This window comes from Thermogemmatispora onikobensis, from assembly GCF_001748285.1.
In the GTDB taxonomy this organism is placed as follows: domain Bacteria; phylum Chloroflexota; class Ktedonobacteria; order Ktedonobacterales; family Ktedonobacteraceae; genus Thermogemmatispora; species Thermogemmatispora onikobensis.
This window is the reverse complement of record NZ_BDGT01000027.1, coordinates 42,830-67,993: the sequence shown is the minus strand read 5'-3', so window position 1 is coordinate 67,993 and position 25,164 is coordinate 42,830. Positions and strand designations below refer to the sequence as shown.

Sequence of the window (25,164 nt, the reverse complement as noted above, 5' to 3'; positions counted from 1 at the left end):
AATGAAGCGGTGTCTATCGTTTTTCTTGTCATAACTATTAAGAAAATAGAGTATTACAATGCCTGATGAGCGTCAGCGACAAGCTCGACAAGCGAGGCCGGGCAACCAGGGGGGGCGACGCGAGGCGTTGCCTCACCTGCGCTCGCCAGCGCTGGAGGCCCTGGCCAGGGACGCAAGCGCCGGGCAAGGCCAGAGCGCGCGTGGCAAGAAGAGGCAGCCAGCAGGGCGGACCCCACGTAAGCCGGTCTCCAGCCAGGCCTATCTCGCCGCCGAGGAACAGCTGAAGGTGCCCGCACTGGCACGCAAGAAGCTGCCTGCGCGAGCCGTCAGGCTATTGGATGGTGTGCTGAACCGCGTAGAGCAGACGGCGGCCTCTGCCCCCGTCCGTCCTCAGCGCAGCGGTTTAACCGCCGGCTGGCGCCGGAGACTGCTGGCTGAAGAAGAGAGCGCCACGGCGACCGCAGTGCCTCCCCCGGAGCTGAGCGAGGATGAGCAGCGCCGCCTTGAGGAGCTGGAGATGCGCCTGCCGCGCGTTGCCGGCAAGATCGATCACTGGCTGCTCATCGTTGTCCTCGCCTTGCTCTGCCTGGGCCTGGTCATGGTCTACAGCGCCAGCTCATTCATCTCGGCCAGCCTCTATGGCGATGCCTCCTACATTTTTCAGCGTGAGCTGCTGTGGGCTGTGCTCGGGGTCATCGCCATGCTCGTGACGATGCATATCGATTACCGGCTCTGGCGCCGCTTCTCGCTCATCGGCATGCTGGTGGCGCTGGCCCTCCTGGTGCTGGTCTTAAGATTCGGGACAAGCGCCTATGGGGCCACGCGCTGGCTGACATTCGGCTCGTTCATCTCGTTTCAGCCCAGCGAGCTGGTCAAGCTGGTGCTCGCCCTCTACATTGCAGACTGGCTGGCGCGCAAGGGGAATCAGGTCAGGACCTTCCTCTATGGCCTGGCTCCGTTCGTGATCCTTGTAGGGGTAGTGCTCGGGCTGGTCTTGCTGGAAAAGGATATGGGCACCGCGGTGATTATCGCGGTGGCGGCAACGGCGATGTTTTTCTCCGCCGGGGCCAACATCGCCCAGCTCCTGCTGGCGCTGGCTTGTGGCGGCCTGGTCTTTCTCACTCAAGCCTTCAGGGGGTATCGCTACTTCCGCCTGCTTGGCTTCCTGGACCCGTTCCGCGATGTGACTGGGATCAACTTGCAGCTCTATCAGTCGCTGCTCGCGCTCGGCTCAGGGGGATGGTTCGGCCTCGGCCTGGGGGCGAGCCGGCAGAAGACCGGCTATCTGCCGCTGCCCTATATCGATTCTATCTTTGCCATTATTGGCGAGGAATTGGGCTTTATCGGCTGCGCCGCCGTGATGCTCCTCTTCCTCTGGCTGGCCTTTCGAGGCTTTCGCCTGGCGCGGCGCACGCCAGATCTCTATGGCTCGCTGCTCGCCACGGGGATCACCACCTGGCTCGTAGTGCAGGCCATGATCAACATTGGCTCGAGCACGGCCTCGATCCCTTATACCGGGGTGCCGCTCCCATTCATCAGCTTCGGCGGCTCCTCGCTGGTAGTCTCGATGGCCGCAGTCGGCGTGCTGCTCAATATCTCGCGCTATGTCCAGGAGCCGGATGACCCGCTCTTTTCGCGGCGCACGCTGGAACTCCGCCTGAAGCGAGGTCGCCAACGTGCCGCAGCGCGCTCTCGCCAGCGTGCTGGCTGAGCGCCTGGGGGCCTTGATTGAGGCCCTGGCTGCACCTTGGGAAGACGATCACTGCGTACGATCTCGTCTTCCCGTGGTCTTGAGCGGCTTTTGAACGGTCAACACAGATCATGCTCTTTTTGTTGATGAAGGACAAAGTGAGGAGACGCTCGCGTCACTCTGTCAAAACGATGCCGCCGGGGTGGAAGCCGGTACCGGTAGCGCTCCTGGTGCCTGGCCTCATTGGGGAGGGGAACCAGGTTGGCTTGCTGGCGGGCTGCTTCTCCGGCGAGAACCTTTTGCGCTTGTGGTAGGCAGTGTATGAGGATACTGGTATCAGGCGGCGGCACCGGCGGGCATATCTATCCTGCACTGGCGGTGGCGGCGCAGCTACAACGGACTTTTCAAGCGGAGATTCTCTATCTGGGAAGCGACGATGGACTGGAGGCCGAACTGGCCCCGGCTGCTGGTCTGCCTTTCGTGACGATTAAGGCGGGCAAGCTGGCGCGCTATCTCTCATGGCGCACGGTCACGGGGCTGGCGCGGGTCCCTGTCGGCATTGTTCAGGCGATCGGCGTAGTGCGTCGCTTCCGTCCGCAGGTGGTCTTTACCAGCGGCGGCTACGTGGCTGTCCCGGCTGGCCTGGCCGCCTGGCTGCATCGTATTCCCTTGCTGATGCATCAGCAAGATGTACCTGCGAACCTGTCCAATCGCTTATTAGCGCCGCTGGCGACATCTATCTCGCTGGCCTTTGAAGATTCGCGGGTCTATTTCCCGGCGCGCAAGACCCTCCACGTCGGCAACCCGGTGCGCCAGGCGATTCTGGACGTGCGCCAGGTGCCAGTTGAGCAGGCTCGTCGGCAACTGGGCCTCGACCCGCTCTATCCGCTGGTCCTGGTGACCGGCGGTAGCCAGGGGGCGCGCCATCTGAATCAGGTGACCTGCCGGGCCTTGTCGGCTCTCCTGGAGCGCTGCCAGGTCCTGCAGATCAGTGGGAAAAAGCTCTTTCAGGAGACGGAGGCCCTGGCCAAGCGCTCGCTGGCCCCTCTCTCCGAAGAGCTGCGTCGACGCTACCATCTGGTGCCCTATCTGGATGAGGAAATGGCGCTGGCCCTGCAAGCGGCGGACGTGGTCGTCTGCCGCGCCGGGGCGGCCACCCTCAGCGAGCTGGCGGTCTTGGGCAAGCCGAGCATCCTGGTGCCGCTGCCTCCGGCGATCGGTTCCTCGCCCCAGGAGGCCAATGCGGCCATGTTCGGGCGCCGTCGGGCGGCGCTGGTGGTGCGCAACGACGATCTCACCCCCCAGGTGCTGGCCGGTCACATAGAGACATTGCTGACTAATCCGACCTATCGCGAAGCGATGGCGCGAGCGGTCAGCTCCCTGGCGCGGCCAGATGCCACCGAGGCCATCGCCGAGGCTGTGGCGCGCCTGGCCAGTGTGGCCCCTACGCGCGAGGAGCAGCCAGCCTCTGTTGAGGCCAGAGGCTAACTGGACCGGAACCGGAGGCTGGCTGAGCAAGGGCGGGCTGGCGAAGAAACGCCGACACGCGGCGGACGCCGTCTTCCCGCCCCCTGTGACACGTATCGACAAGCTACCGTCTAAAGAGACAGGCTGCGATGGAGAGAGCAGAGAGAAAACTGACGATGCATAGCGAGACCGAAGAAGCAACCACAGCAGACCGGCAGGCTGAGCTGCGTGCTCTGCTCAGCAAGCGCTTGCACTTCATGGGTATTGGGGGGCAGGGCATTTCAGCGCTGGCACGCCTGGCACAGGCCAGCGGGGCCACTGTCAGCGGCTGCGATCGGGCTTCATCGGCGACCACGCGCGAGCTAGCTGCTGCAGGGATCGACGTGACCATCGGGCACAGCGCACAGCATCTGCAGGGGCAGGAGGCGCTCGTCATTACGCCCGCCGTGCCCGCTCTGGAACCGGATCACCAGGAGCTAGTCGCGGCCCAGCGGCAAGGTCTGCCGGTAGTGACCTGGCAGGAACTCCTCGGCGCTCTCACCCGCGATTACTGCCTGCTCTCGGTTTGTGGGGTCCACGGCAAGGGGACCACCACCTCCCTGCTGGCCCTGATGCTGGTCGAAGGTGGCTTTGATCCCACCTGCGTCATCGGCGCCGTGGTCCCGGCCTTCGGAGCCAACTATCGCCTGGGCAAGAGCCATTTGTTCGTCAACGAGGCCGACGAATTCAACCATAACTTCTGGCACTACCATCCGCGCCTGGCCGTCGTGACCTCGATCGAATACGAGCATCCTGAATTCTTTGCTGACTACGAGACGTTTCTGCAGGCTTTCACGCACTTCATCCAGGGTATGGACCTGAGCGAGCGCTGGTCGCTGCCTCCCACCCTGGTCATGAATGCCGACAGTCCCGGCTGCCTGGAGCTGCGCGCGCGCCTGGGCCACTGGAGCGGTCGCACTCTCTTCTATAGCGTGGCCGTCGAAGCCATGCGAGAAAAGGCTGAGCAGCTAACGTCTATTACAGTTAAAGGAGAAAGCCCCCTACTTTTCGAGGCCCACGATCTGGCGCTGGAAGGAGAGACCAGCTTTCGAGTCCGCTTGCATGCCGAAGGAAGCCGAGGTATTACCGGAGGTATTACCGGAGGTATTACCGGAGGTACTACCGGAGGTACTACCAGTCAGGTGCGCCCCCTCTTTGGAGGAGAAAAGATTGCCCTGCACGTGCCCGGCCTGCATAATGTGCAGAACGCTCTGGGAGCCATCGCAGCAGCCCAGAGTCTCGGAGTCTCCGAGGAGGCTATCAGACGAGCACTGGAAGGCTTCCGTGGCAGCAGACGCCGTTTTGAGATACGTCATCAGGGGCCGCTGCCCCTTGGCGGGCGAACATGTGATGTCATTCTCATCGATGACTACGCCCATCATCCCACGGCGATCGCAGCGACACTGGCAGCGGCGCGCCAGCGCTATCCACAGCGGCGCCTTATCGCTGTCTATCAGCCCCATATGTATAGCCGGACAAAAGTCTTCTTTGAACAATTTGTAGAGGCCTTTGATGAGGCCGATGTCGTCGTCATCAGCGATATCTTTCCGGCACGCGAGCGCGATACGGGCCTTGTTCATGCCCGTGATCTGGCCGCGGCCCTGGCCCAGCGCCCGCGCTTCAGGGAGGGAGAGGGCCAGGTTCTCTACGGAGGCGATCGCGCGCAGACAGAGGCCGAGCTCCGCGCCCTCTTACGCGACGGCGACCTGGCGCTCATCATGGGGGCCGGCGACATCTATATCGTTACAAACCAACTGCTAGGAGAAGGTGGCCAGAGTCACCACCAGGGATGAGAACTTGGCGTACATAGGTCAGGAGACAGGGCGGGACAGCCTGGTGCAAGGACGGACACGGAGGGACAGCGGAGCACAGGCCGAACCCTGGAGAGGGAGAGCGAGGCGAGGTGGATGGGGGTCACCCTTCCTGGCAAATTGATTCAAAACCTGGCAAAAGAATGGAGAATGGAAGCGACGATGACATTTGATGCGGAGAGCGTCTACGCCACGCTCCTGCCACGCTTCGGTAGGCGGCTACGCTTGCATGAGCCGCTGGCACGTCACTGCACCTTTGGAGTCGGTGGGCCGGCAGATCTCTGGCTCTCGCTAGAGACGCGCGACGAGCTGCTGTGGCTCGTACGCCGCTGTCTGGCAGAGCGCTGGCCACTGCTGCTGGTCGGCAACGGCACCAACGTTCTCTTTGGAGATGCAGGTGTGCGCGGCATTGTGGCGCGTATCGCCCTCAGCGATTACCGCCTGGCGGAGCAAGAGGACGGCTCGGCCCTGCTCTACGCCGAGGCCGGTGTCAGCTGGCCGAAGCTGCTGAACGAGCTGGCGGCTCAGGGGTGGGGAGGACTGGAGTTTGGCCCTGGCATCCCCGGAACGCTGGGCGGGGGCGTTGTCAGCAATGCGGGTGCCCATCAGCGGGATCTGTCGCGAGTGCTCGAATGGGTGGAGGTGCTCGATGTGCGTCCTGCCCTGGCCCCGGAGGAAAAGGAGGGCCCCGAGACGGACACGCCGCTGCTCCGGCGCTACGAGCGGGCTGAGCTAGAGCTAGGCTATCGTCACAGTCGCTTCCGGGCGGGGCGCCAGATAACCTTCGATGAGCGTGGCTATCCACAACCAGCTCCACGCGCGCTCATCGAGCCGGCGGAGATCGTCCTGCTGCTGGCCATACGCTTGCGGCGCGACGATCCGGCCAGACTGCGCGCCCGGATCGAGGAGTACAGGCAGCATCGCAAGCGGACTCAGCCACCGCAGCCGAGTGCAGGCTCGATCTTCAAGAATCCCCCTGGCGGCTATGCCGGGCGGCTCATCGAGCAGGTCGGGGCCAAAGGTCTCTGCTGCGGACGCGCCTGTATCTCCGAGCGGCACGCCAACTTTATCGTCAACCTGGGAGGAGCGCGCGCAGCGGATATTGCAACCCTGATCAGGGAGGCGCGCAATCGTGTACGAGAGCGGTTCGGCGTGGAGCTGGAGCTGGAGGTCGAACTGCGCGGCGAGTGGGAGATAGCATGACCGAGCATAGAGGAGAGATACGAGAGCAAATAGCTTTTTGGGAAGCCAGACGCGCTGAGCCAGCCAGGGGCGGCGGGGAGCAGCCGCGACAGCGAGTGGTGACGACCCCACAAAAGATCGTGCACCCGGCGGGCTGGACGGCGATGGCCGAGCGTCGCGCCCAGCAGCGGCGCCAGCGCCAGCGCCAGGAGGGTTCCCCTCTCGTAGCGCGCGCTCTCGCTCAGACAGCCGTGCGGGCCTCAAGTGGACAGATGCGGGCCGTACGCTCACCAGCGGCCCGGCTCAGGCCCAGCCCTGGACCTGCGGCCCAGATTCCCCGCAGGAGCAGCCGCCTGCAGGCTCGCCAGCATCGGCGCTGGCGCAGGCTCCTGGCGGCTCTGCTCGGGTTCGTGCTGGTACCTGCAGGGCTGCTCTTCGCCTTGCTGGGACCCGCCTTTCGCATCCAGCAGGTCACTGTGCTAGGCACCCAGAATCGGACTCTTATCGCCCAGATTCAACAACTGGGCCTGCAGGGCCAAAACCTCTTCCTGGTCGATACGGCAGCTCTGAGCAAGCGCATTGCTGCCCTGCCACTGGTGGCGACAGCCAGCGTCGAACGCGACTGGCCCGACCGGCTGCAGGTGATGGTGAGCGAGCGGCAGCCGGTGCTGCTCTGGAAAACCGCCCGGGGAAGCTATAGCGTCGATCGCAGCGGCATGATCCTGGCCACAGCCAGCAGCACGCCCCAGGCCAGCCAGCTTCAAACGGTGATCGATGCGCGCGCGCAGCAAGTCACGGCGGGCATTCGACCTGGCACGCGCCTGGGAGCCGCAGAAGTCGCCTTTGCTGTCGAGGTCTTTAAAGAGGTACCCGTATTGACGGGGATTAGCAATTTTACACTACGCTATGAGAGTAAAATATATGTAAGTAATGCCGGCCCTTCCGCGCAGCAGCCGCAGACGGTGAGCCATACCACCTTCGTCATCGTCAGCCCCGCCGGCTGGGTAGCCTATCTTGGAGGGCCGGATGATGTCAACCCGCTGGCCAACCGGTTGCGCGAGTTGCAGCAGATCCTCGTCATGGCGCAGCAGAAGGGGCTTCACCTGGCAACAATTGACCTGCGCTTTGGCCTGAATGTGGTCTACACATTACAGCCATAGATAGGCAGCAGGAAGCGAGCGGGACCGGACGGGCCCGGCCTCTCCGCGTAGGCGCCCCTGATCCTGCAGAAGCAGGGCCGTTCATGCTCAATCGATAAGTCTGTAGTGCGTCTCTGATGGATACGCGGTGCGTGCGCAAGGGGGAGCAAACCAGAGGGAGGAAAGGGAGCAAGAAACAAGGTGGTAGCGCGGTGAACAGCGGTCTCCACAAGCGTGGAAATGATGAGGGCAGGAAAGAAGAGGGGCCGGGGCAAGAGGAGAAGAAAGCAAGCGGACAAGGGAGAGAGCGAGAGCGAGCGAGCGAGCGCAGCTGCGTGTCCCTAGCTAGCAATGCCGCCCGATGAGGAGCTAGATCGTGCAAGAGCGGGTGATCGTCGGAATCGACGTCGGAACAACAAAGGTCTGTGTTCTCGTTGGCGAGCTTGATCGCGACGGGAAGCTGAACATTGTTGGCGTTGGCACCTGCCCTTCACAGGGCTTGCGGCGTGGGGTGGTGGTCAACATTGAAGAGACAGTCACCTCGATCGCCGCAGCAATCGACCGTGCCGAGCGCCTCTCCGGCAAGCATATCACCACGGCCTACGTGGGCATTGCCGGCAGCCATATCGAATCGGAGAACAGCAAAGGCTTTGTCGCTATCACTCCGAGCCATCGCGATATCGTTCAGAATGATATTTGCCGGGCAATTGAAGTGGCGCGGGCGATTGCCATTCCGGCCAATCGCGAGATCATTCACGTCATTCCGCGCGGTTATGTTGTTGATGGGCAGGAGGGCATTAAGAATCCCATCGGCATGTCTGGCTTCCGCCTGGAAGTAGAGACGCATATCGTCACAGGCTCCGTCTCTTCAATTCACAACCTGATTAAATGCGTCCAGAAGGCTCATGTGGAGATTGAGGATCTGGTGCTGGAGCCGCTGGCCTCGGGGGAGGCGGTTCTGGCCGATGGTGAAACCGACCTGGGGGTGGTGCTCGTGGATGTGGGCGGCGGCACCACCGATATTGCCATCTATACCGACGGCGCCATCTGGCATACCGTGGTCCTGCCCATCGGCGGTAACCTGATTACGAGCGATATCGCGATCGGCCTGCGCCTGCCTTTCGCCGTTGCCGAAGAGCTGAAGGTAACGTACGGGCACTGTGATCCTTCAGCTATCGATGACGATGATATGATCGATCTCGCGCAATTCATGCCAGATTGTAACGATCTTGTGCCGCGCAAGCTGCTGGCCGAGATCATCCAGGCGCGCGTTGAAGAACTCTTCGAGATGGTGCATGATGAGATTAAGAAGTCGGGCTACGATGGGCTGCTACCTGCCGGCCTGGTGCTGACGGGTGGCACTGCCGAGCTTCCGGGTATTCTGGAGCTGGCCGGGCAGATCCTTGATCTGCCGGCGCGCATCGGCGTCCCTCTTGGCCTGCATGGCCTGGCCGACTCGATCTGTCGCCCAGCCTATGCGACCGCTGTCGGCCTGCTGCTCTGGGGCCTGACTCACTCCTCGCTGACCTACGAGGAGGAGGAGGAAGGACAGCAGGCGGCTCGTGGCACTATGCTGTCGCGCATCGGGCGCTGGCTACGTTCGTTTATTCCGTAAGTCTTGGGAGCCTGTGAAAGGAGACGAGACCCGGGCCGCGCATCCGGTCCGAGCGGCCTGGCTCTGGTCAGGGACCATCGGGAGCCGGGGGCGAGGGCGGGGGCGCAAGTGGAGAGAGAGAGAGAGGGAGGACATGCGCGGTGAGCGGAGCGAGAGAACTTGTGACAGGCTCGAAAGGGGGCCACGAATATATGGGATCAATGGGACAACATCAGGTTGAAGGCTTCGCCCAGATCCGTGTGATCGGGGTGGGAGGCGGCGGCAGCAACGCGGTCAATCGCATGATTCAGGCCAATATGATGGGCATCGAGTTCATTGCCGTCAATACCGATGCTCAGGCCCTGCTGTTGACGCAAGCCCCGAAGCATATCCGTATCGGCGATAAGCTGACCCGTGGCCTCGGTGCAGGAGGAAATCCTAGCGTGGGGGCCAAGGCGGCAGAGGAGAGCGCCGAGGAGCTGTATGAGGCGCTGAAAGGCTCCGACATGGTTTTCATTACCGCCGGTATGGGCGGCGGCACTGGCACCGGCGCCAGCCCCATTGTGGCGCAGATCGCCCGCGAGGTCGGGGCGCTCACGGTGGGCGTGGTCACTCGCCCCTTTAGCTTCGAGGGCAAGAAGCGCCAGCAGACGGCTGAGGAGGGCATTGCCAATCTGAAGCAGCATGTGGATACGCTGATTACCGTGCCCAATGACCGCCTGTTGCAGATCGCTGACAAGCGCACGCCACTCTCGGAAGCGTTCCGCCTGGCCGATGATGTGCTGCGCCAGGGTATTCAGGGGATCAGCGATCTGATTACAGTGCCCGGACTGATTAACCTGGATTTTGCCGATGTGAAGACAATTATGTCCGCCGCTGGCTCGGCCTTGATGGCCATCGGCGAGGCGAGTGGCGAGACGCGCGCGATCGATGCCGCCCAGATGGCGATCGCCAGCCCGCTGCTCGATATCGACATCAGTGGGGCGCGCGGCGTGCTCTTCAATATCACTGGGGGTACCGATCTGACCCTCTTCGAGGTGCAAGAGGCTGCCGATGTGATCAGCCGCGCAGCCCATCCCGAGGCGAATATTATCTTCGGAGCAGTCCAAGATCCCGCCTACGATGGGCGCATCAAGATTACGGTGATTGCTACTGGCTTCGATACGGTGCGCAATCAATCGGCTGCCGGTGCGGGCCGCTTGGAGTACAATCGGAGCATTTTCTACCAGTCCGCGGGCCTGGGGAGCAATGGGGCCTCGGGAGGAGGCTCCCCTTTGCGCCAGCCGGCGCCGGCGGCTTCCCACGGCTCGTCTCAAGGCTATACGGGCTATACGCCGCTGCCGGCCACACCACCACTCAATATTGCCAACGCTCCGACCGGTCCCGGCCCACTGGCAGCGGAACATGCTCGCTCCCAGCGAGGCCGCGAGCTGGCCGCGGAGCTGCACGAGGCTGCCTACGGCGAGGGCTTCGAGGGCGAAGATGAGGAGCTGGAGACGCCTGCTCCTGGTCGCCTGCCTGTCCCCGAGCCGGAGGCCCGACCGCTGCAGCGCCCAGAGCAACGACCGCAGCGCCAGATTCGGCGCCTCGATCCAAAGATCTCCGACCTGCCCCGCGGCAATCGGGGACCGGCCAGCGATGTGATCGATATTCCGGCTTTCTTGCGCAAGCGCTGACCTGACCTGCGACGGGAGCAGCTACTGCTGCTCCCGTCTTTGTTCTCCTCTCCGCCTAACCATCTTCCTTCTTGACCTATGCCTTTTTCTTCTTTTGAATGCACTCTTGTCCCTTTCTGCTTCGCCGGATAGGATTCCCCGCCTCTCCTGAGAGCGGGGAGAGCAACCTCCCCGCTGGCTTCCGCTCATTCACAGTAGATATTTGAAGTAGATAGGCAACGAGAGGGAGAAAGGGACCCTGGTTGGTCAGATAAGCGAGCAAGGGGTGTTTCTTGGGCTAGGGTCCGCAATCGTTTTTCGCTATAGAACCAATGCCAGTCAGGATCTCTGTATGGAGAGAGGAAATCAATTCGCAAAGATGATACTGTAGTTGATACGCTGATGGTTGACATAGTTGCTGATTTCTAACACAATATAAGCAGATAACCTCTGTCTTTAGGCTGAAATGACAGAGGGCGAGACGGACACCAGCGAGCTGATCGGAACAATCCTGCCTGCTCAAGATGAATCTGGCGCGCCTGGCAGAGCGAAGGAAGCCCCGATCTACTAAGTTGGAGGGGGAGCCAGCCAGGGAGATGGGGAGGGGGGAAGCAGAGACGAGAGATCTGGTCGGGGTTGAAGCGGCCCTATTCCTGGGAGTGCCGGGGTGTGAGAGGGGTTGGAGCTGTGAGAAAGCTTGGCAAGCAGGCACGGTGAGAAGGCAGGCAGAGGGAGAAAGAAGATCATGCCCCGACGAGATTCCAGTGAGTCGAGCATTCCAGAGATTGCCAAGCTGCTGGACATTCGTAAGCAAGGCGGCTCTGGGATTGTGCTCGTACTGGGGGCGCGGGCCGGTGCCTTTTACCGCCTGAGTTCGACCTTTCAAGAAATCATCATGGGCTTCAGTGAGCGCAGTCTGCAAGGTCTGGCCAGGCCCGCTGCCTTTAGCGAGTGCTACCGCGTCCTCAACGAGCATGCTTTTAGCGAACGCGACCTTGATTCGATCTTTCATGCGGCTTTGCGCGATGTCACCGTCACTGATGCCGATCTCTGCCTGGCTGAGCTGGTCAAGGAGGAGTATTTTAGCGAAGTTATCACTACGAACATCGATGATTTGCTTGAGCAGGCCTTCAGCCAGGCAGGGATGCGGGAAGGGCAGCACTATGAAGTCTTCATCCCGGGACGGAGCTATGAGCAGCGTTTGCTGCATCCTGAGCGACGGCTCTGTCGCGTGATCAAGGTCTTCGGAGATCTGGTGGCTCGTGTCTATGATGCCAGGCATCAGCGTTCCTATCTCGACCGGAAGGTCAAACTGAAGGAGCATCTCCAGCAGGTGCTGGGAAGCGACATCCTGGCCATTGGTCTTGATCAGCGCTGGGACGCTGAGTTGATCGATTTGATTCCTCTCGATGGAGGACTCACCTCAACCTGGTTTGTTGATGAAGATCTGCCTTCTCCCGAATCGCACATGGCTCGTGTCTTCAACGCTCGACAGGCGCGCTATATCACTGGTTGGGATGGGCACTATGATAACTTCTTGAAGGCACTCTTCTGGCATCTGAAATCTTCGATGCCGGCCAATATCAGAAATTCCTTCGATATTCTTAGCGAATTGCGTAAAATAAATAGTGAATATATGATTGCGCAGAGAGAAAGACGTGAGACTCGGGAGCTGCTCCAGGATACCCTGATGCAACTCAGCTCGCTTCAGCAGCAGACAGAGCAATGCTTTCAGCTTGTGACCTCTGAGCTGTCCATGCTAAGGGAACAGTTAGGCTCATTGCGGCGGCTGCTCCTTCATGACGAATAGTCTTGTCAACGGTAGTGGATCTTGATTCGGGAGTTCTGGCATGGAAGGCGAATTGTTTGTGAACCGAGAGGTTGAGTTACATCTCATTGAGGAGGCGCTGCAGACCTTGCAGGACCGGCAGCGTCTCTTGCGGACGCCTGTCGTGGAGCTGTGCGGTGTGCGCGGCATTGGCAAAACGGCGCTCCTCCGTCAGGTTCAGCAGCGCTGTCAGGCGGCGGATGTGCCGTTTATTTGGGCTGAGGCTGGGCTGGGGGAGAGCCTGCTTGCGCACCAAATTGTCGAGCAGGTGCAGCGCTATCGGGTCGAGCTGGGAAGGGCAGAAGGGGAGAGTATGGAGCCGCTTGATCCTGGCTTGTGGCGCGCAGTGGAGGCTTTACGTATGCTTGCCCAGCGGGGACGGGCGGTTCTGCTGGTGGATGCGGTGGAGGCCGGCAATGAGCGCCAGGTCCGCTGGCTGGAAGCTCTGCTGCGTGAGCTGTTGAAAGAGTATAGTCTCTTTGTGGTCCTGGCGTCTCCGCGTCTGGTCTCCTTCGAGCAGGAGCGTTCCGTCGCGCGGAAGATAACGGTGCTGGAACTCGGCCCCCTTGATCGCCCGAGCTGCGATGTCTATCTGCAGAAGGTGGGGCTGCCTCTGGAGGCCGAGGTCCGGGAGCTGATTTTCTCCTGGACCCGGGGCTATCCTCTAGCGATGGAGGTGCTCACCGAGGCCATTCGCGGCGGTCTTGATCCCCGCCAGCCGGCTGATCGCCTCCAGTTGCTCCAGCTCTTGACTGAGCGGGTGATCCGGCAGGAGATTCTGAAGAAGCTCTCTCCTGAGAAGCGCTCTTCCTATGAGGGTCTCTTACGTCTTCTCTCGGTGCCTCGTCGCTTCAATCTTCTCTTATTACAGGAATTGATTGAGCAATTTGCTCCTGAGTGGGCCCGCGAAAGCCCTTTAGCTTATTTCTTTTTGCCACGCGAGCTGAGTGATAGGACTGACGTCGTACGCTGGCATCTGGACCGTGCCGGCTACGCGGTTGAGAGGCCAGTGCGCTGGCTCTTCTTACTGTCCTTGCAGGTCGAGCAGCCGGAGCAGTTCACTACGCTCCACCGCTGGCTGGCCGCCTTCAACCAGCGTCTGGCTGGGCGCGTCAATGGTTCCGATCGTATCCGTTATTTGCGCGAATGGCTCTATCATAGCGCCTTCTGCCTGGAACCTGCGGCACTGGTGCAGGGAATCGAGGAACTGCTGGCGACTCTGCCCTGGGAGACTGCTGAGGCTCGCGTGCAATTTGTTGAAGAAGTCCGTCAAGATCAGGAGCTGCAAGAAGTCCTGGGGGAACATGCCCAGCGCTTGCTCACAGGGCTGCAAGCACTCGAACACTAGGGTGAGGGGATCATGCTATGGAACGCCGAGGGGTACCCGAGGCTTTTCTCGGGCGAGATCGTGAGCTTTCTCTCTTTCTGGAGTGGCTGGCAAATGTCCAGCCCGATGCTCCCTGGATTCTCTCTGTTCATGATGCCGAGCCGGACCCTGCTCGGCGGGGCGGCATTGGGAAGACCTGGTTCCTGCGTGCCTGTGTCTCGCTTGCCCAGCAGCGCTTTCCGCATCTGGCCGTTGTCCAGGTGGATTTCTTCCGTGTCGCCGATCGTGATCGCCTGGTGATCGCGCGCCGCGTCGTTGAACGTCTCCAGGCGGCTTATCCGCGCTGGCAGGCGCAGGCTTTTGCCCAGACGCTGGAGACCTTTGCGACGCAAGGCTATCTGAGCAGCCTCTACCCGGAGAAGGATGTGGCTGATATCCGCATTCGTGATAGTCTCTCAGAGGCCCTGGCGCGCGATGTAGAGGAGTTGTTGCCACTGGTGCCGACGGATGCGCCACAGCTGTTGCTCGTCTTCGATACTTTTGAACTGGTTGAGCGCAATCCCCAGGTGGCGGTGTTGAGCCTGGGACAGCTCTTTCCTGAGCGTTATGGCCTGCCTCATGTGAAGGTCCTGTTAGCGGGTCGCAATCCCCTGGATTGGCAGCATCCGATCTGGCGCGGGCGCGAGAAGGAGGCGCTGGACCTGGCGCTGCCTCCTTTTTCTGCCGCTGAGGTACGTCTCTATCTCGAGCGCGAGCTGGCTGGCCTGCTTGATGAGGAGGCGGGGGCTGGCGGGGCGACTGTCGGCTCGGCGGAGGACCAGAGCCGTTCCGTTGAGCGCCTCTATGAACTGACGGCGGGTCGCCCTATTTTAGTCGGTTTGGCCTGCGATCTGCTGGCAAGGCGCCTGCTTACGCTGACTGAATTGGTGTCCTTCCCCCCAGGACGCTTTGAGGAGCAGCTTGTCGTACGCATTAACGATCTGGAGCGTCCGCTCAACTGGCTGATTCTGGTGCTGGCCCATGTCTACCATCGTCTCTCTGCCCCTCTGCTCGCCTGGCTGCTGACGCAGGTCAAGCTGACAGAGGACGGCGAGCAGGTTTCTGTTGAGGAGTGGCTGGCAGCTCTGCGGCAGCTCTCGTTCGTGCGTGCTGCGGGTGAGGGGGATGAGCTGGCTCTGCATGATGAGATGCGCCGCCTGGTGGTGCACTATTGCTGGGAGCGTCAGGACCCCGACCGGCGCTTTCGCCGCGGGCTGAGTCGGGCCGTGATCAGCTACTATGAACAGCAGAACGAGCAGGCCCTTTCGGAGCAAGAATGGCAGGCCAGCCGCGTGGAGCTGCTGGCTCACTGGTTGACGCTCGATGTTGAGGAGGGCCTGCGGCGTTTTCGACGGCTCTTTGGACCCGCCACGGTCGGCTGGCGCAGCGGCTTCGCGCGCACGCTGCTGGAGACCGTGCGGGAATGTGAACCGCTCCTGACCTCGCCGCAGCGCTGGCTGCTCCGGGTGTGGGAGGCCCAGCTGCTGCGCATTGAGGAGCAGCCAGCGCTGGCGCAGGAGCTCCTGGAACGCTTGCAGCAGGAGGCGGACCCCTCTTGGCTGGAGACCAACCAGGCAGAGCTGGCCTATGAGTTCGCACGCTGTGCCTTGCAGCAAAACCAGTTCCTGCAGACTATCAGGTATTACGAGCAGTGTCTGGAGCTGGCCCGGCGCCGCGGCGATGAGGAAGAAGCCAGCACGCTCCAGGGGCAGCTGGGCTATGTGTATCGCCGGCTGGGGCAGTGGGACGAGGCGCTGCGCTGCTATCGCGCCTCCCTGGTCTATCATCAGCAGCAGGGCAGCCGGGCCTGGTATGCGAATATGCTCAATAGCATCGGCCAGGTCTATCGGCTCCAAGGGCGCATTGAGGAGGCCCTCCGGTATTGCCTGGTGGGCCTGCGGGTGCGGGAAGACCTCTGGCACGAGGGGAGGCTGGATGAGCGGGCGGTGGGTCTCTCCCACAGCACGCTGGCGATGATCTATCTGGAGAGTGAGGACCTGCTACAGGCCGAGCGGCACTTCCACCGGGCTTTTGAATGCTACGCGCATGTGGGCTACCGCAGTGGAGTGGCGGCCACCTATGTTCGTCTGGGACAGGTGGCGCTGCTGAGGGGAGAGCTGGAGGAGGCCGATGCCTTGTTTCGCCAGGCTGAGGCGCTGGTGACCGGCTTTGATGAGGAGGTCTTCATCAACAGCCACTACTATCAGGGGCGGGTCGCGGCGGAGCGGGGGCGCTGGCAGGAGGCGGCGAGGCACTGGCAGTGTGCCTGTGAGCATGCGCGTCACCTGCAGGATCGCTACCAGCTGGTGGCCAGCCTCTGCGAATTGGTCGAGGCGCTGGGCCGTCTGGGGCAGCACGAAGAGGCGCAGGTGGCCTGGAAGGAGGCGCGGGCCATCGCGGAGGAAGAGGGGTACCGTCTGCTGCTGGGGCGCGGCGAGGAGGTGCTGGGCAGTCTGGCCCTGGCAGCGGGTCGCTTTGGGGAGGCGTTCCAGCATTATGTGGAAAGTTGTGCCTGGATGGTTCAACACAATTTCCTGGAATATCACAAGGCACAGCGGCGCCTGTTGGGACGGCTGCTCTCTCTCCCCCTGGAAAAGGTGCCTCTGGCAGCTCAGATAGTGAGTGAAGGCTGGCACCAGCGTGGCCTCGTGGAGCGCTATCCTGAGTTGCCCAAGGCCTGCGGAGAGATTGCCCAGCTGCTGGGCGTGCCAGGCTAGTTGACGGCTGGCTCTCCCGGCGGGCAGGCGCTGGCTAGGCCGGCTGGCCTCTGGTTCGGTTCTTTGACCTCCAGGCGTCAAGCGCTGTCGCCGCAGGTCTTGTATGTAGTGCGATCCTTCTGGTAGCCGCACGCGCTCAGTTCTTCCATTCAGTGGGGTGACACGCACGAATGAACGTCTGGATTGATTTTGATCCCCTCGGGAGCGCCTCTCAAGAGGTTGGGGTCCCTAGCGACTGCGAGTGCCGGCCTCCCGATGAGTGTAGTCTTGGTGAAGACAACGAAGCGCTGTGCAGCCGGAGCGATCAGCCGCTGCTGCTGGAAGAGAAGCCTGGCGATCTTCACAACGACTCGAGCCGGCTACGGATGTCCCCTTCTCTCTATCGGCAAGAGTGCACTCCCGGGTGCTGGCTGGTCTGTGATCCCGAGCAGCTAACAGCATTCCACCTGGCCGTCCTGGATGGCGAGGCCCTGGCTCTGCTCCGCTTCTTTGAGCAGCCAGCCTCGCCCGCCGAGGCCGCGCGATCTTTCTCACAGGTGCCCAGGGAGAGCCTGCTCTCGCTGCTGCGCTTGCTGGTCGGACTGGGCTTGCTGTTACCCGTGGCTGCCAGGCCAGTCCAGGGCGGCTCTTCCGAGCACAAAGGTAACGGCATGACGCTCTCTGCCTGGCTTCATATTACTAACGCTTGCAATCTTGCTTGCCAGTATTGCTATGTCCGCAAAAGCTCCGAGCACCTGACTGAGGAGACCGCCAGACAGGCAGTCGAGGCCGTCTTTCGCTCCGCGCGGCGCCACGGCTATCGGGCGGTGCATCTGAAGTACGCCGGCGGCGAGCCAGCCTTGCGCCTCCGCCAGGTGCTGGCCCTGCATGACTACGCCCTCTCCCTGGGAGAGCAGGCCCACCTCAGAGTAAGCGCCTCCCTGCTTACGAATGGCGTGGCCCTGAGCGAGCGGGCAATCGCTGCCCTGAAAGAGCGGCACATCAGGGTGATGCTCTCGCTCGATGGCCTCGGTCAGCAACACGACCTGCAACGTCCCTTTGTGCATGGTCAAGGCTCGTTCGCCTATGTTGAGCGCGCTCTCGATCGCTTGCTGGCCGCAGGCTGGCCCCCTTCGGTGAATGTCACTGTCTCGCGGCGCAATCTCGCCGGACTGCCCGCTCTGCTCGAGTATTTGCTAGCGCTCGATTTGCCCTTTACGCTCAGCTACTACCGTGAGAATGATTGCGCTACTAATATTGAATATCTTCAGTTTGAGGAGGAAGAGATGATTGCGGGCATGCGAGCCGCCTTTGCGGTGATCGAGAAGCATCTACCGCGGCGCCAGTTGTTCGGCTCGCTGCTCGATCGGACCCATCCCGGCCTTGGCTCTCGCTATGCCTGTGGTGTGGGACACAACTATCTGGTAATCGATCAGCACGGAGGCGTGGCGCGCTGTCATGCTGCACTCGGGCAGACGGTGACCACCATTGCTGCTGAGGACCCACTGGAGGCGGTGCGTTGCTCCTCCGGGGGACTGCGCGCTGTCCCGATCGATGAGAAAGAGGGGTGTCGAGCCTGCCGCTGGCGTTATTGGTGCGCGGGCGGCTGCCCGTTGTTGACTTTTCGTCTGACTGGACGACTCGATGTCCGATCGCCAAATTGTGCCATTTATCAAGCCCTCTTCCCGGACGTGCTCCGCCTGGAGGCTCTGCGTGTGCTCAAATATGGAACGCCGCTTGCTTTCTAGTCTGAGAGGGAGAGGGCGGCCCTCTCTTCCTTCCCCGTGGTCTGGCTCAGCTCTGGCCATCTGTTCTGCGTGCCAGTGCAAGCAAGGCAAGATGCGGGCCTGCCAGCTAGCCAGCCAGCCTGAGCCAGCAGAGAGGAGGAAACAATGGAAGAAACAGCGATGTCACCAGCCCTGACACGGCTGGCCTGGCTGCTCAATCTGCGCAAACGGCAGGGGCTTCAGCCCTATCGTCTCGTACTCACCCTGGCCGCCAGTCTGACCGTGGAGATACGCCAGGCGATCTGTCACAGCCAGAGCTGGAGCGACTTCCGGGCATACCTGCATCAGCTCGGCCCGCGTGATCGCCTGGGGGTCCTGGCGCATGCGCTCTCTCTGCGAGCGGCGTCCCAAGACCTGGATGGCTATCGTTCCCTGGCTCGCCTCTGTAAGCAGGGCTACTTTACGACCATCCTGGCCAGCGGGGTCGATACACTGCTAGGGCGCGCCTTTGCCAGCGAAGAAGTCGGGTCAGAGCAGCTCTCTCAGCTCGTGCTAGGGCGTGAGAGCGAAGCCTATCTTCAGGAAAAGCTGAAAGATCATGCGCGCGGGAATGGGATTCTCCTCTTAAACCTCTTTGGGAGTCTGGAGGCTGGTCTCCTCGTTCCTGATTTTCCTGATTTACTCGAATTCCGCTATCCGCTGCGTGAGATCCTGGAGCGGGAGCTCAACGAAGATCTGATTGTGATAGGGCCGCCTAGTCAGGAAGAGGGGATTCTGCGGCTCCTGAGTACGACCAGTCGCAGCAGCATTTATTATGTTTTACCGGAGGCTCCGGCTGAGGATGATCGGCTGCTCAGGATCATCGAAGCGCGCCATAGGGAAAGTGCGCCATTTCTCATCTGCGGAGCCTGTGGGCAACCTGCAACCTTCTTTGCTGAGCTAGAAGCCCTGCTTGCGTCCATGCAGGAGGTCGTCAGAGTGACCGAGCTGGAGGGGCAGCGTGCCGCTCTCCCAGGCACTTCCTTCGGGCGGGCCAGAGAGCAGAGCCCTTTCTCCCCGCCGGCAGCGCTCCCCACTGGGAGCCTGTCATCGTTGCAACATGAGCCACGTGCCGATGTGCTGCTTGTGACGGTCACCGAAGTCGAAGCCCAGGAGGTCTTAGCCCTGTTCCCGCAGCCTGAGCGGTATTACATTGAGCACAAGACCTACTACCTCCTGGGCGAAGTCGGTGGGGTCAGTCTGATGATGGTGCAGTCCGAGATGGGACAGGGTGGTGTAGGAGGTTCTCTACTCACGGTCAGCGAAGGCATTCGTCATCTACAGCCGCGGGCAGTTATCATGGTGGGCATCGCCTTTGGTCTCAAGCCTGATGAGCAGAACATAGGCGACATCCTGGTGGCGCGCCAGGTCCTGGCCTATGAGCAGCAGGCCGTAGTCGCCCGTGAAGGCCAGCGCAGCATACGCCCGCGTGGCGACCGGGTAACCGCCTCGCCGCTGCTGCTGGACCGCTTCAGGAGCGGCGTCAAGAGCTGGTCAGGACAGCGTGTCCATTTTGGCCTGCTGCTTTCTGGCGAGAAGCTGGTGAATGACAGGGAATATCGCGATCAGCTGCAGACGCTGGAGCCGGAAGCCATCGGCGGAGAGATGGAGGGGGCCGGCCTGTGCGCGGCGGCCCAGCACCACAAAGTTGACTGGATTCTCGTCAAGGCCATTGCCGACTGGGCCGATGGCTTCAAGCATGTGAACAAGGAGCGGCGGCAGCGCAAGGCTGCCAGCAATGCAGCCCGTTTTACCCTGCATGTGCTGGCTCAGGGGGGCCTGGCTCCTCTGGCTGCCGGCCCAGGCTGGGTAGAAGGCTGACCAGAGGAGAAAGCAGCGCTGAGGCACAGCTCTGCCGGTCTGTCCCATCCCAGGCTGCGGCCAGCGAGCGATCCCCTGTCTCCCGTGTCACCTGGCCCCTCCGACCTGCGCCCAAATCTCGGACTGCAGGCTGACGTGACTGCCGACCGCCTCGCGGCCACCTGCTCGTCAGTCGGTCTCTGCCAGTAGTTGAGCTGCGGCCAACATCAGAGCGGCGGCAGTCCAGGCCTGGACCTTGCAGGCGCGCGTATAGACCGCCAGGACCTCGGCGCCGCCCGTTGTGGGGGCCAGAATCCACTCTGCCGGCAAGACGCAATAGAGTTCCACTGGCGAGTCGAAGAGCGTCAGCGCCTCCAGCAAGCGCTGACTGAGGAGACGCGCCTGACTGCGGCGACCCATGCGCCAGAGAGCGGAAGCGATGATCGCGTTATCGAACGGCCAGACGGTGCCGCGGTGGTAGGAATACGGGTCGAAAGCGTAAGAGGTGCGTGAGAGCGTGCGGATGCCCCAGGAGGTGAGCAGGTCGGGCTGGAGCAGGCGCTCTGCTGTCTGAGAAGCGTAGGGTTCTTCCAGCGCGGCGCACCAGAGCAGATGGCCCATATTGGATGCTACCAGAGGAATGGCCTGCTTCTCAGGTGAGAGGGCCATCGCTGGGCAGCGTTCCGTGGGCAGCCAGAAGCGCGGCAGGCCACGGCGCAGGCGCTCCATGCGCTCCTGCACCTCCTGCAAGAGCGCGGCTTCCGCCCCTGCGGCCTCAAGGAGGGGCTGCATCTCACGGAAGGCGGCCAGAGCATAGCCCTGGAGCTCGACCCAGGCCACCGGCGGCTCAGGGGGAACGCCGTCTTCGAGCAGCAGGGCGTCGTTGCTGTCCTTCCAGACTTGATTGCGCAGACCCAGGCCGTGAGGTTGGCGCGGCAGCACCTCGATCAGCCCATCGTTGTCGACATCGCCATACTTCAGCGTCCAGTTGAGCGCCGCCAGGACGTGAGGCCACAGCTGCTCGACCAGCTGCTGACCGCCCTCGACCTGGTGCCAGACCGTCGCGGCAGCGATCAGAAAGAGATAGGTCGCATCCACCGAACCGTAGTAGCGGCCCTCCCACAGCGGCCAGACGCCCTCGGGCCACCGGCGCGGTTCCGGCCAGTACTCGTGAATGATCTTGCCTGGCTGCTCCTCGTTTTCATCTCGCTCGCTCGTGCCTTGCGTTGCTGCCAGCGCCTGCAGGCCACGTGCGGCGAACTCCCTAACCCAGGAGGCCAGGACCTGATCGGTCGGGCGCAGTCGCGCGGCCTCCAGCACCAGCAGCACCGACCAGAGTGTATCGCGTCCAAACAGGGCATGATAGTGATCAGCGGCGCTGCTTGCGCGCAGGCCAGTAGGCGTCTGTAGCTCGTCCAACCAGGCCCGTCCTCGCTCCAGCCAATGGACGAGATGAGCAGTCTGTTCCGACTCGTGCATAGACTTCACCACAATAGTTCTGCGAATACCCGTGATGTTGTGCCAGTGTTGCTCTATCTGCCGGCCAGGCCCGATGTAGCCAGACCCTGGATAAAGTAGCGCTGGAAAATGAAGAAGATGATCACCAGCGGTGCAAGCGAGATCATCGCCCCCGCCAGCACCAGATTGTACTGGGTCACGTAGTTGCCTTTGAAGAAGGCCAGTCCCACCGTCAAAGTATAGTTTTCCTGGTGGGACATAACAATGAGCGGCCAGAGAAACTCATTCCAGGCCCCCTGGAACGACAGCAGAGCGACCACAGTGATCGCCGGACGCACCAGAGGAAAGATAATCTGCCAGAAGGCGCGAAAACGTGAGCAGCCGTCGATGAGGGCCGCCTCCTCTAGCTCGCGCGGCAGCGTCTTCAAGAACTGGGTCATCAAGAAGACCGACGTCGGCGTGACCATGGCCGGCACGATCAGACCGCCATAGTTATCGGTCAAGTGCAGCGTATAGGCCACCAGAAACTTCGGGATCAAAATAAGCTGCGAGGGAATCATCAACACGGCCAGCGTCAGCAGGTAAAAGAAGTTCTTGCCTGGAAATTCCATGCGGCCAAAGGCGTAGCCGGCCATCGATGCCAGAAACACATTGAGGACCGTCACGGCGCCGGCGTAGATGAGCGAGTTCAGAATATAGCGCGGGAAGAGCTGGGCCCCGCTCAGGATGAAGCGGTAGTTGTCAAGGGTGGCCGGATTGGGCAAGAAGCTCGGCGGCCACGAGAGCACCTGCGCGTATGTTTTGAAGGAAGAGGAAAAGGCGAACAAGAAGGGAGCCAGCGAGAATAGCCCATAGCCGATCAGCACAATATAGAGGAGCAGGCGACCCGGCTGCAGCGGCAGCGGGGGCCGACGCCTCATCGAGACGGCAACTGATGGCAGCTGCGCCTTTTCCGCTCTGGCTACGCCTCCAATCGTACTCATAGGTCTTACTCCTCTCTTGCTTGAGAGACAGACCAGGCGCGGTCTGCCTCGCTTACCTCTCTCTCTCTTCGGCAACTCGGCCATTGCTTGTTAGTATTGGATGTTGACGTCGATGTAGCGCTTCTGGAGCAGTGTCACTGCAAAGATGATGATGAAGAGCACGAAGGCTTGAGCGCAGGCCAGGCCCATCAGAGATTTCTGGAAGGCCGAGTCGTAGATGACCATCGCTGCCGTCAGCGTTGAGCGCAGCGGGCTTCCGTTGGCGCCCTCCATGACGAAGGCCTGGTCGAATATCTGGAAAGCCCCGATGGAGCCAAGCGCCACCACGGCGAAAGTGGTTGGACGCAGCAAGGGCACGGTGATCTTCCAGAGCATCTGCCAGCTCGTGGCCCCATCGACGCGCGCGGCCTCGTAGAGCGTTGAAGGGATATCTTGCAGGGCTGCCAGATACATCAACATGAAGGTTGGGGCCGTGGTCCAGATGTTGAGCAGCATAATGGCTGGCAGGGCGGTCGAGGGATTCTCCAGCCAGGCTGGCCCCTGGATATGCAGCAACGAGAGCACATAGTTGATCCCTCCCTGGGGCTGGTAGAGCCAGTAGAAGATCAGCGAAATGGCCACTGAGGAGGTCATAGCCGGCAGGTAGAAGATCGTACGGAAGAAGCCCCGCCCACGCACCTTCTGATTGAGCAAGAGGGCCAGGAAGAGCGCCAGAATCGTCTGTAGAGTCACGACGCCAACCGTATACTCAACGCTGTTGCGTAGACCGACGGCAAAATCGCCATCGTGAGTCAGGTCGTACCAGATGTTCAGGTAATTGCGAAAGCCGTAAAAGATAGGTGTCGTGAAGCCGAAGTCGACGTAGAAGAAGCTCAGAGTGAGCGCCGTCACAATGGCGATCAGCGTGAAGACGATGAGCACAAAGAGGTAAGGGACGAGGAATGTGTAGGCTGTCAGGGTCTCGGTGAGCTTGCGCCGATTGATCTTGAAAGGCAGACCACGACGTGCCCCGGGTGGACCACCCGAACGGGCTTTGCTTGCTGCCAGTTGCATGATCAAGGCTCCTTTGTCTAGCAGACCAGGTACAGATACCAGGTACAGATAGAAGAACGCGGCTCTTGGGTAGGAGCTGGGAGAGCGAAGGGCCAGGCTGAGGTCGGAATGAGTGCGCCTGGCTCTCGTCCGACCGACTGGGCCTGACTGCCCTCGCTCTCCTGTTGCTCTACAGGATCAGGATCAAGGCGCTCGCCTCTACTCCTGAGCGCGAGCGGCCAGGGCTAGGGTGCGACGTTCTGCTGTATCCAGGTGTTGACCTTCTGGGCTGAGGCATTGAGCGCGTCAGCAGCCGACTGCTTGCCGAGCATGATCGATTGCAGAGCGTTGCTGACATCGTTGTGGATCTCCGTGTCGGCCACGCCATAGAAGTCGGGCTGGCCGTAGGCGGCCCCATCCTGGAGAACCTTGACCCCCGGATTCTGCTGGAAGTAGGAGTCGTTAGCCAGCGAGGTCAGGGTTGGGAGGGCGAACCCATCATGCAGCACCTGCGTCTGATACTCGGCTCCGGTCATATACTTAATCAGTTCCCAGGCCATGTCGGGGTACTTGGTGCCGGAATAAGCGGCCCAGGCATTGGTATAGAGCAAGTTGCCGCGCTTGCCGCTGGGTCCGATGGGCAGTGGCGCGATCCCATACTGGACCTTGGGATAGTTTTGGGCCAGGAAGGGGATCATCCAGCCGCCTTCCAGGGTCATGGCCACCTGCTGCTTGCCGAAGGCATCGCCGTCCCAGCTGGCACCAACGTCGCCGGGCATGACACCGGTGTGGTTCTGCTCGAAGGAGGTATAGAACTCAGCTGCCTGGATGCCGGCCTGGCTATTAAAGACGGCCTGTTTCCCGTCGGCTGAGACCATCTGGCCGCCGTTGGCGAAGAGGAAAGCCCCCCAGCGCGAGGCATCGGCGGGTAGGGCGATGCCATAGACGCTATTGGCCGGACTGCTGCCGCGCTTCGTCAGCTTCTGGGCCGCATTCTTCAGGTCGTCCCAGGTCCAGTTGGAGGGATCACCGAGGCCGGCCTGCTGGAAGAGCGTCTTGTTGTAGAAGAGGCCAAGCGAGTTCCAGTCCTTCGGGATGCCAAAGATCGTCCCATCGGCGCAATCGAAGTCCTGCATCAGCGACGGATAGTAGGTCGAAGGCGAGACGTGGTCGCGCGCCATGTAGGGACTGAGATTGAGCAGCTTGCCGGCGGGGATATACTCCTGGGCCATCGGCGGCTGCAAGTAGAAAACATCAGGCACGTTGCCACTGGCGACATTGGCGCGCATCTTGGTGGCGTAGTCGCCGGGGATGGGTGTCCAGGTGACGGACACGTTGGGGTGCAGCTTCTCAAAATTCTGCAGCCCCTGCTTGACCAGAGCATCCTCCGCCGGTGTGGAGGACCAGCCAGCCACCACCAGATGGATCTGCCCGGTCTCAGGACTGGCCGCCGTGGTGTTCGTGTTGCTCGGACAGCGCACCAGGGCATTCTTTGGTCCTGTAACGCTGGCACCGGTCCCGCTGTTCGTGCCTCCACTGCTACTGCTGCCTCCACAGGCGGTGAGGAGGGCCACGAGGGTCAGGGCCATTAAGATACTCCAGAGGCTCCTTCTTCTCGTTCTGCTTGGCATGAGTGAACTCCTTTGTTTGCTCTCATC

The 25,164-nt window shown here is 61.5% G+C and carries 15 protein-coding genes and 1 pseudogene; 12 read left to right on the top strand and 4 right to left on the bottom strand.

The window, feature by feature from the left end; translation table 11 throughout:
* Window positions 1-58 precede the first annotated feature (58 nt).
* The 12 genes and pseudogenes from ftsW to BGC09_RS12940 all read left to right on the top strand — a co-directional run bounded on the left by ftsW (window position 59) and on the right by BGC09_RS12940 (window position 20,054).
* Window positions 59-1,711 (top strand): putative lipid II flippase FtsW, encoded by a 1,653-nt coding sequence (gene ftsW, locus BGC09_RS12995; protein WP_069804421.1) that lies wholly within the window; start codon window positions 59-61, stop codon window positions 1,709-1,711.
* A 300-nt stretch (window positions 1,712-2,011) separates the two neighbouring features.
* Complete coding sequence (gene murG / locus BGC09_RS12990) at window positions 2,012-3,178, top strand: undecaprenyldiphospho-muramoylpentapeptide beta-N-acetylglucosaminyltransferase (protein WP_069804420.1); 1,167 nt, start codon at window positions 2,012-2,014, stop codon at window positions 3,176-3,178.
* Between the two features lie 128 nt (window positions 3,179-3,306).
* A complete protein-coding gene (locus BGC09_RS12985; RefSeq protein ID WP_069804419.1) occupies window positions 3,307-4,989 on the top strand; it encodes a UDP-N-acetylmuramate--L-alanine ligase in 1,683 nt (560 codons plus the stop codon).
* A gap of 180 nt (window positions 4,990-5,169) precedes the next feature.
* Complete coding sequence (gene murB, locus BGC09_RS12980; protein ID WP_176728918.1) at window positions 5,170-6,210, top strand: UDP-N-acetylmuramate dehydrogenase; 1,041 nt, start codon at window positions 5,170-5,172, stop codon at window positions 6,208-6,210.
* Window positions 6,207-7,349 carry a cell division protein FtsQ/DivIB gene (locus BGC09_RS12975; RefSeq protein WP_084658691.1) on the top strand — a complete coding sequence of 381 codons (1,143 nt, stop codon included), beginning with the start codon at window positions 6,207-6,209 and terminating at the stop codon, window positions 7,347-7,349. The genes murB and BGC09_RS12975 overlap by 4 nt, the downstream gene beginning before the upstream one ends.
* Before the next feature lie 355 nt (window positions 7,350-7,704).
* A complete protein-coding gene (ftsA, locus tag BGC09_RS12970) occupies window positions 7,705-8,943 on the top strand; it encodes a cell division protein FtsA (protein WP_069804416.1) in 1,239 nt (412 codons plus the stop codon).
* A 200-nt stretch (window positions 8,944-9,143) separates the two neighbouring features.
* Window positions 9,144-10,118 (top strand): annotated as a pseudogene (gene ftsZ, locus BGC09_RS23535) (cell division protein FtsZ); the annotation flags it as partial.
* A gap of 1,204 nt (window positions 10,119-11,322) precedes the next feature.
* Window positions 11,323-12,387, top strand: a complete 1,065-nt coding sequence (locus BGC09_RS12960) for an SIR2 family protein (protein ID WP_069804414.1) — start codon at window positions 11,323-11,325, stop codon at window positions 12,385-12,387.
* A 40-nt stretch (window positions 12,388-12,427) separates the two neighbouring features.
* Complete coding sequence (locus tag BGC09_RS12955; RefSeq protein WP_069804413.1) at window positions 12,428-13,753, top strand: ATP-binding protein; 1,326 nt, start codon at window positions 12,428-12,430, stop codon at window positions 13,751-13,753.
* Between the two features lie 17 nt (window positions 13,754-13,770).
* On the top strand, window positions 13,771-16,488 hold the full coding sequence (locus tag BGC09_RS12950) for a tetratricopeptide repeat protein (protein ID WP_069804412.1): 2,718 nt from the start codon (window positions 13,771-13,773) through the stop codon (window positions 16,486-16,488).
* 170 nt (window positions 16,489-16,658) lie between these two features.
* Entirely contained in the window at window positions 16,659-18,215 is a 1,557-nt protein-coding gene (locus BGC09_RS12945; protein WP_069804411.1) for a radical SAM/SPASM domain-containing protein, read from the top strand.
* 144 nt (window positions 18,216-18,359) lie between these two features.
* Window positions 18,360-20,054: a 5'-methylthioadenosine/S-adenosylhomocysteine nucleosidase family protein gene (locus BGC09_RS12940; protein WP_069804410.1), complete on the top strand. Its 1,695-nt coding sequence runs from the start codon at window positions 18,360-18,362 to the stop codon at window positions 20,052-20,054.
* Between the two features lie 168 nt (window positions 20,055-20,222).
* Here the strand turns inward: BGC09_RS12940 and BGC09_RS12935 are convergent, their stop codons facing one another.
* The 4 genes from BGC09_RS12935 to BGC09_RS12920 all read right to left on the bottom strand — a co-directional run bounded on the left by BGC09_RS12935 (window position 20,223) and on the right by BGC09_RS12920 (window position 25,137).
* Window positions 20,223-21,512: an amylo-alpha-1,6-glucosidase gene (locus BGC09_RS12935; RefSeq protein ID WP_069804409.1), complete on the bottom strand. Its 1,290-nt coding sequence runs from the start codon at window positions 21,510-21,512 to the stop codon at window positions 20,223-20,225.
* A 53-nt stretch (window positions 21,513-21,565) separates the two neighbouring features.
* Window positions 21,566-22,474 (bottom strand): carbohydrate ABC transporter permease, encoded by a 909-nt coding sequence (locus tag BGC09_RS12930; protein ID WP_176728917.1) that lies wholly within the window; start codon window positions 22,472-22,474, stop codon window positions 21,566-21,568.
* Window positions 22,475-22,564: 90 nt separating this feature from the next.
* Window positions 22,565-23,527, bottom strand: coding sequence for a carbohydrate ABC transporter permease (locus BGC09_RS12925; RefSeq protein WP_069804408.1), 963 nt, complete (start codon window positions 23,525-23,527; stop codon window positions 22,565-22,567).
* 224 nt (window positions 23,528-23,751) lie between these two features.
* Window positions 23,752-25,137 (bottom strand): ABC transporter substrate-binding protein, encoded by a 1,386-nt coding sequence (locus tag BGC09_RS12920; protein ID WP_084658681.1) that lies wholly within the window; start codon window positions 25,135-25,137, stop codon window positions 23,752-23,754.
* Between the last annotated feature and the right edge of the window lie 27 nt (window positions 25,138-25,164).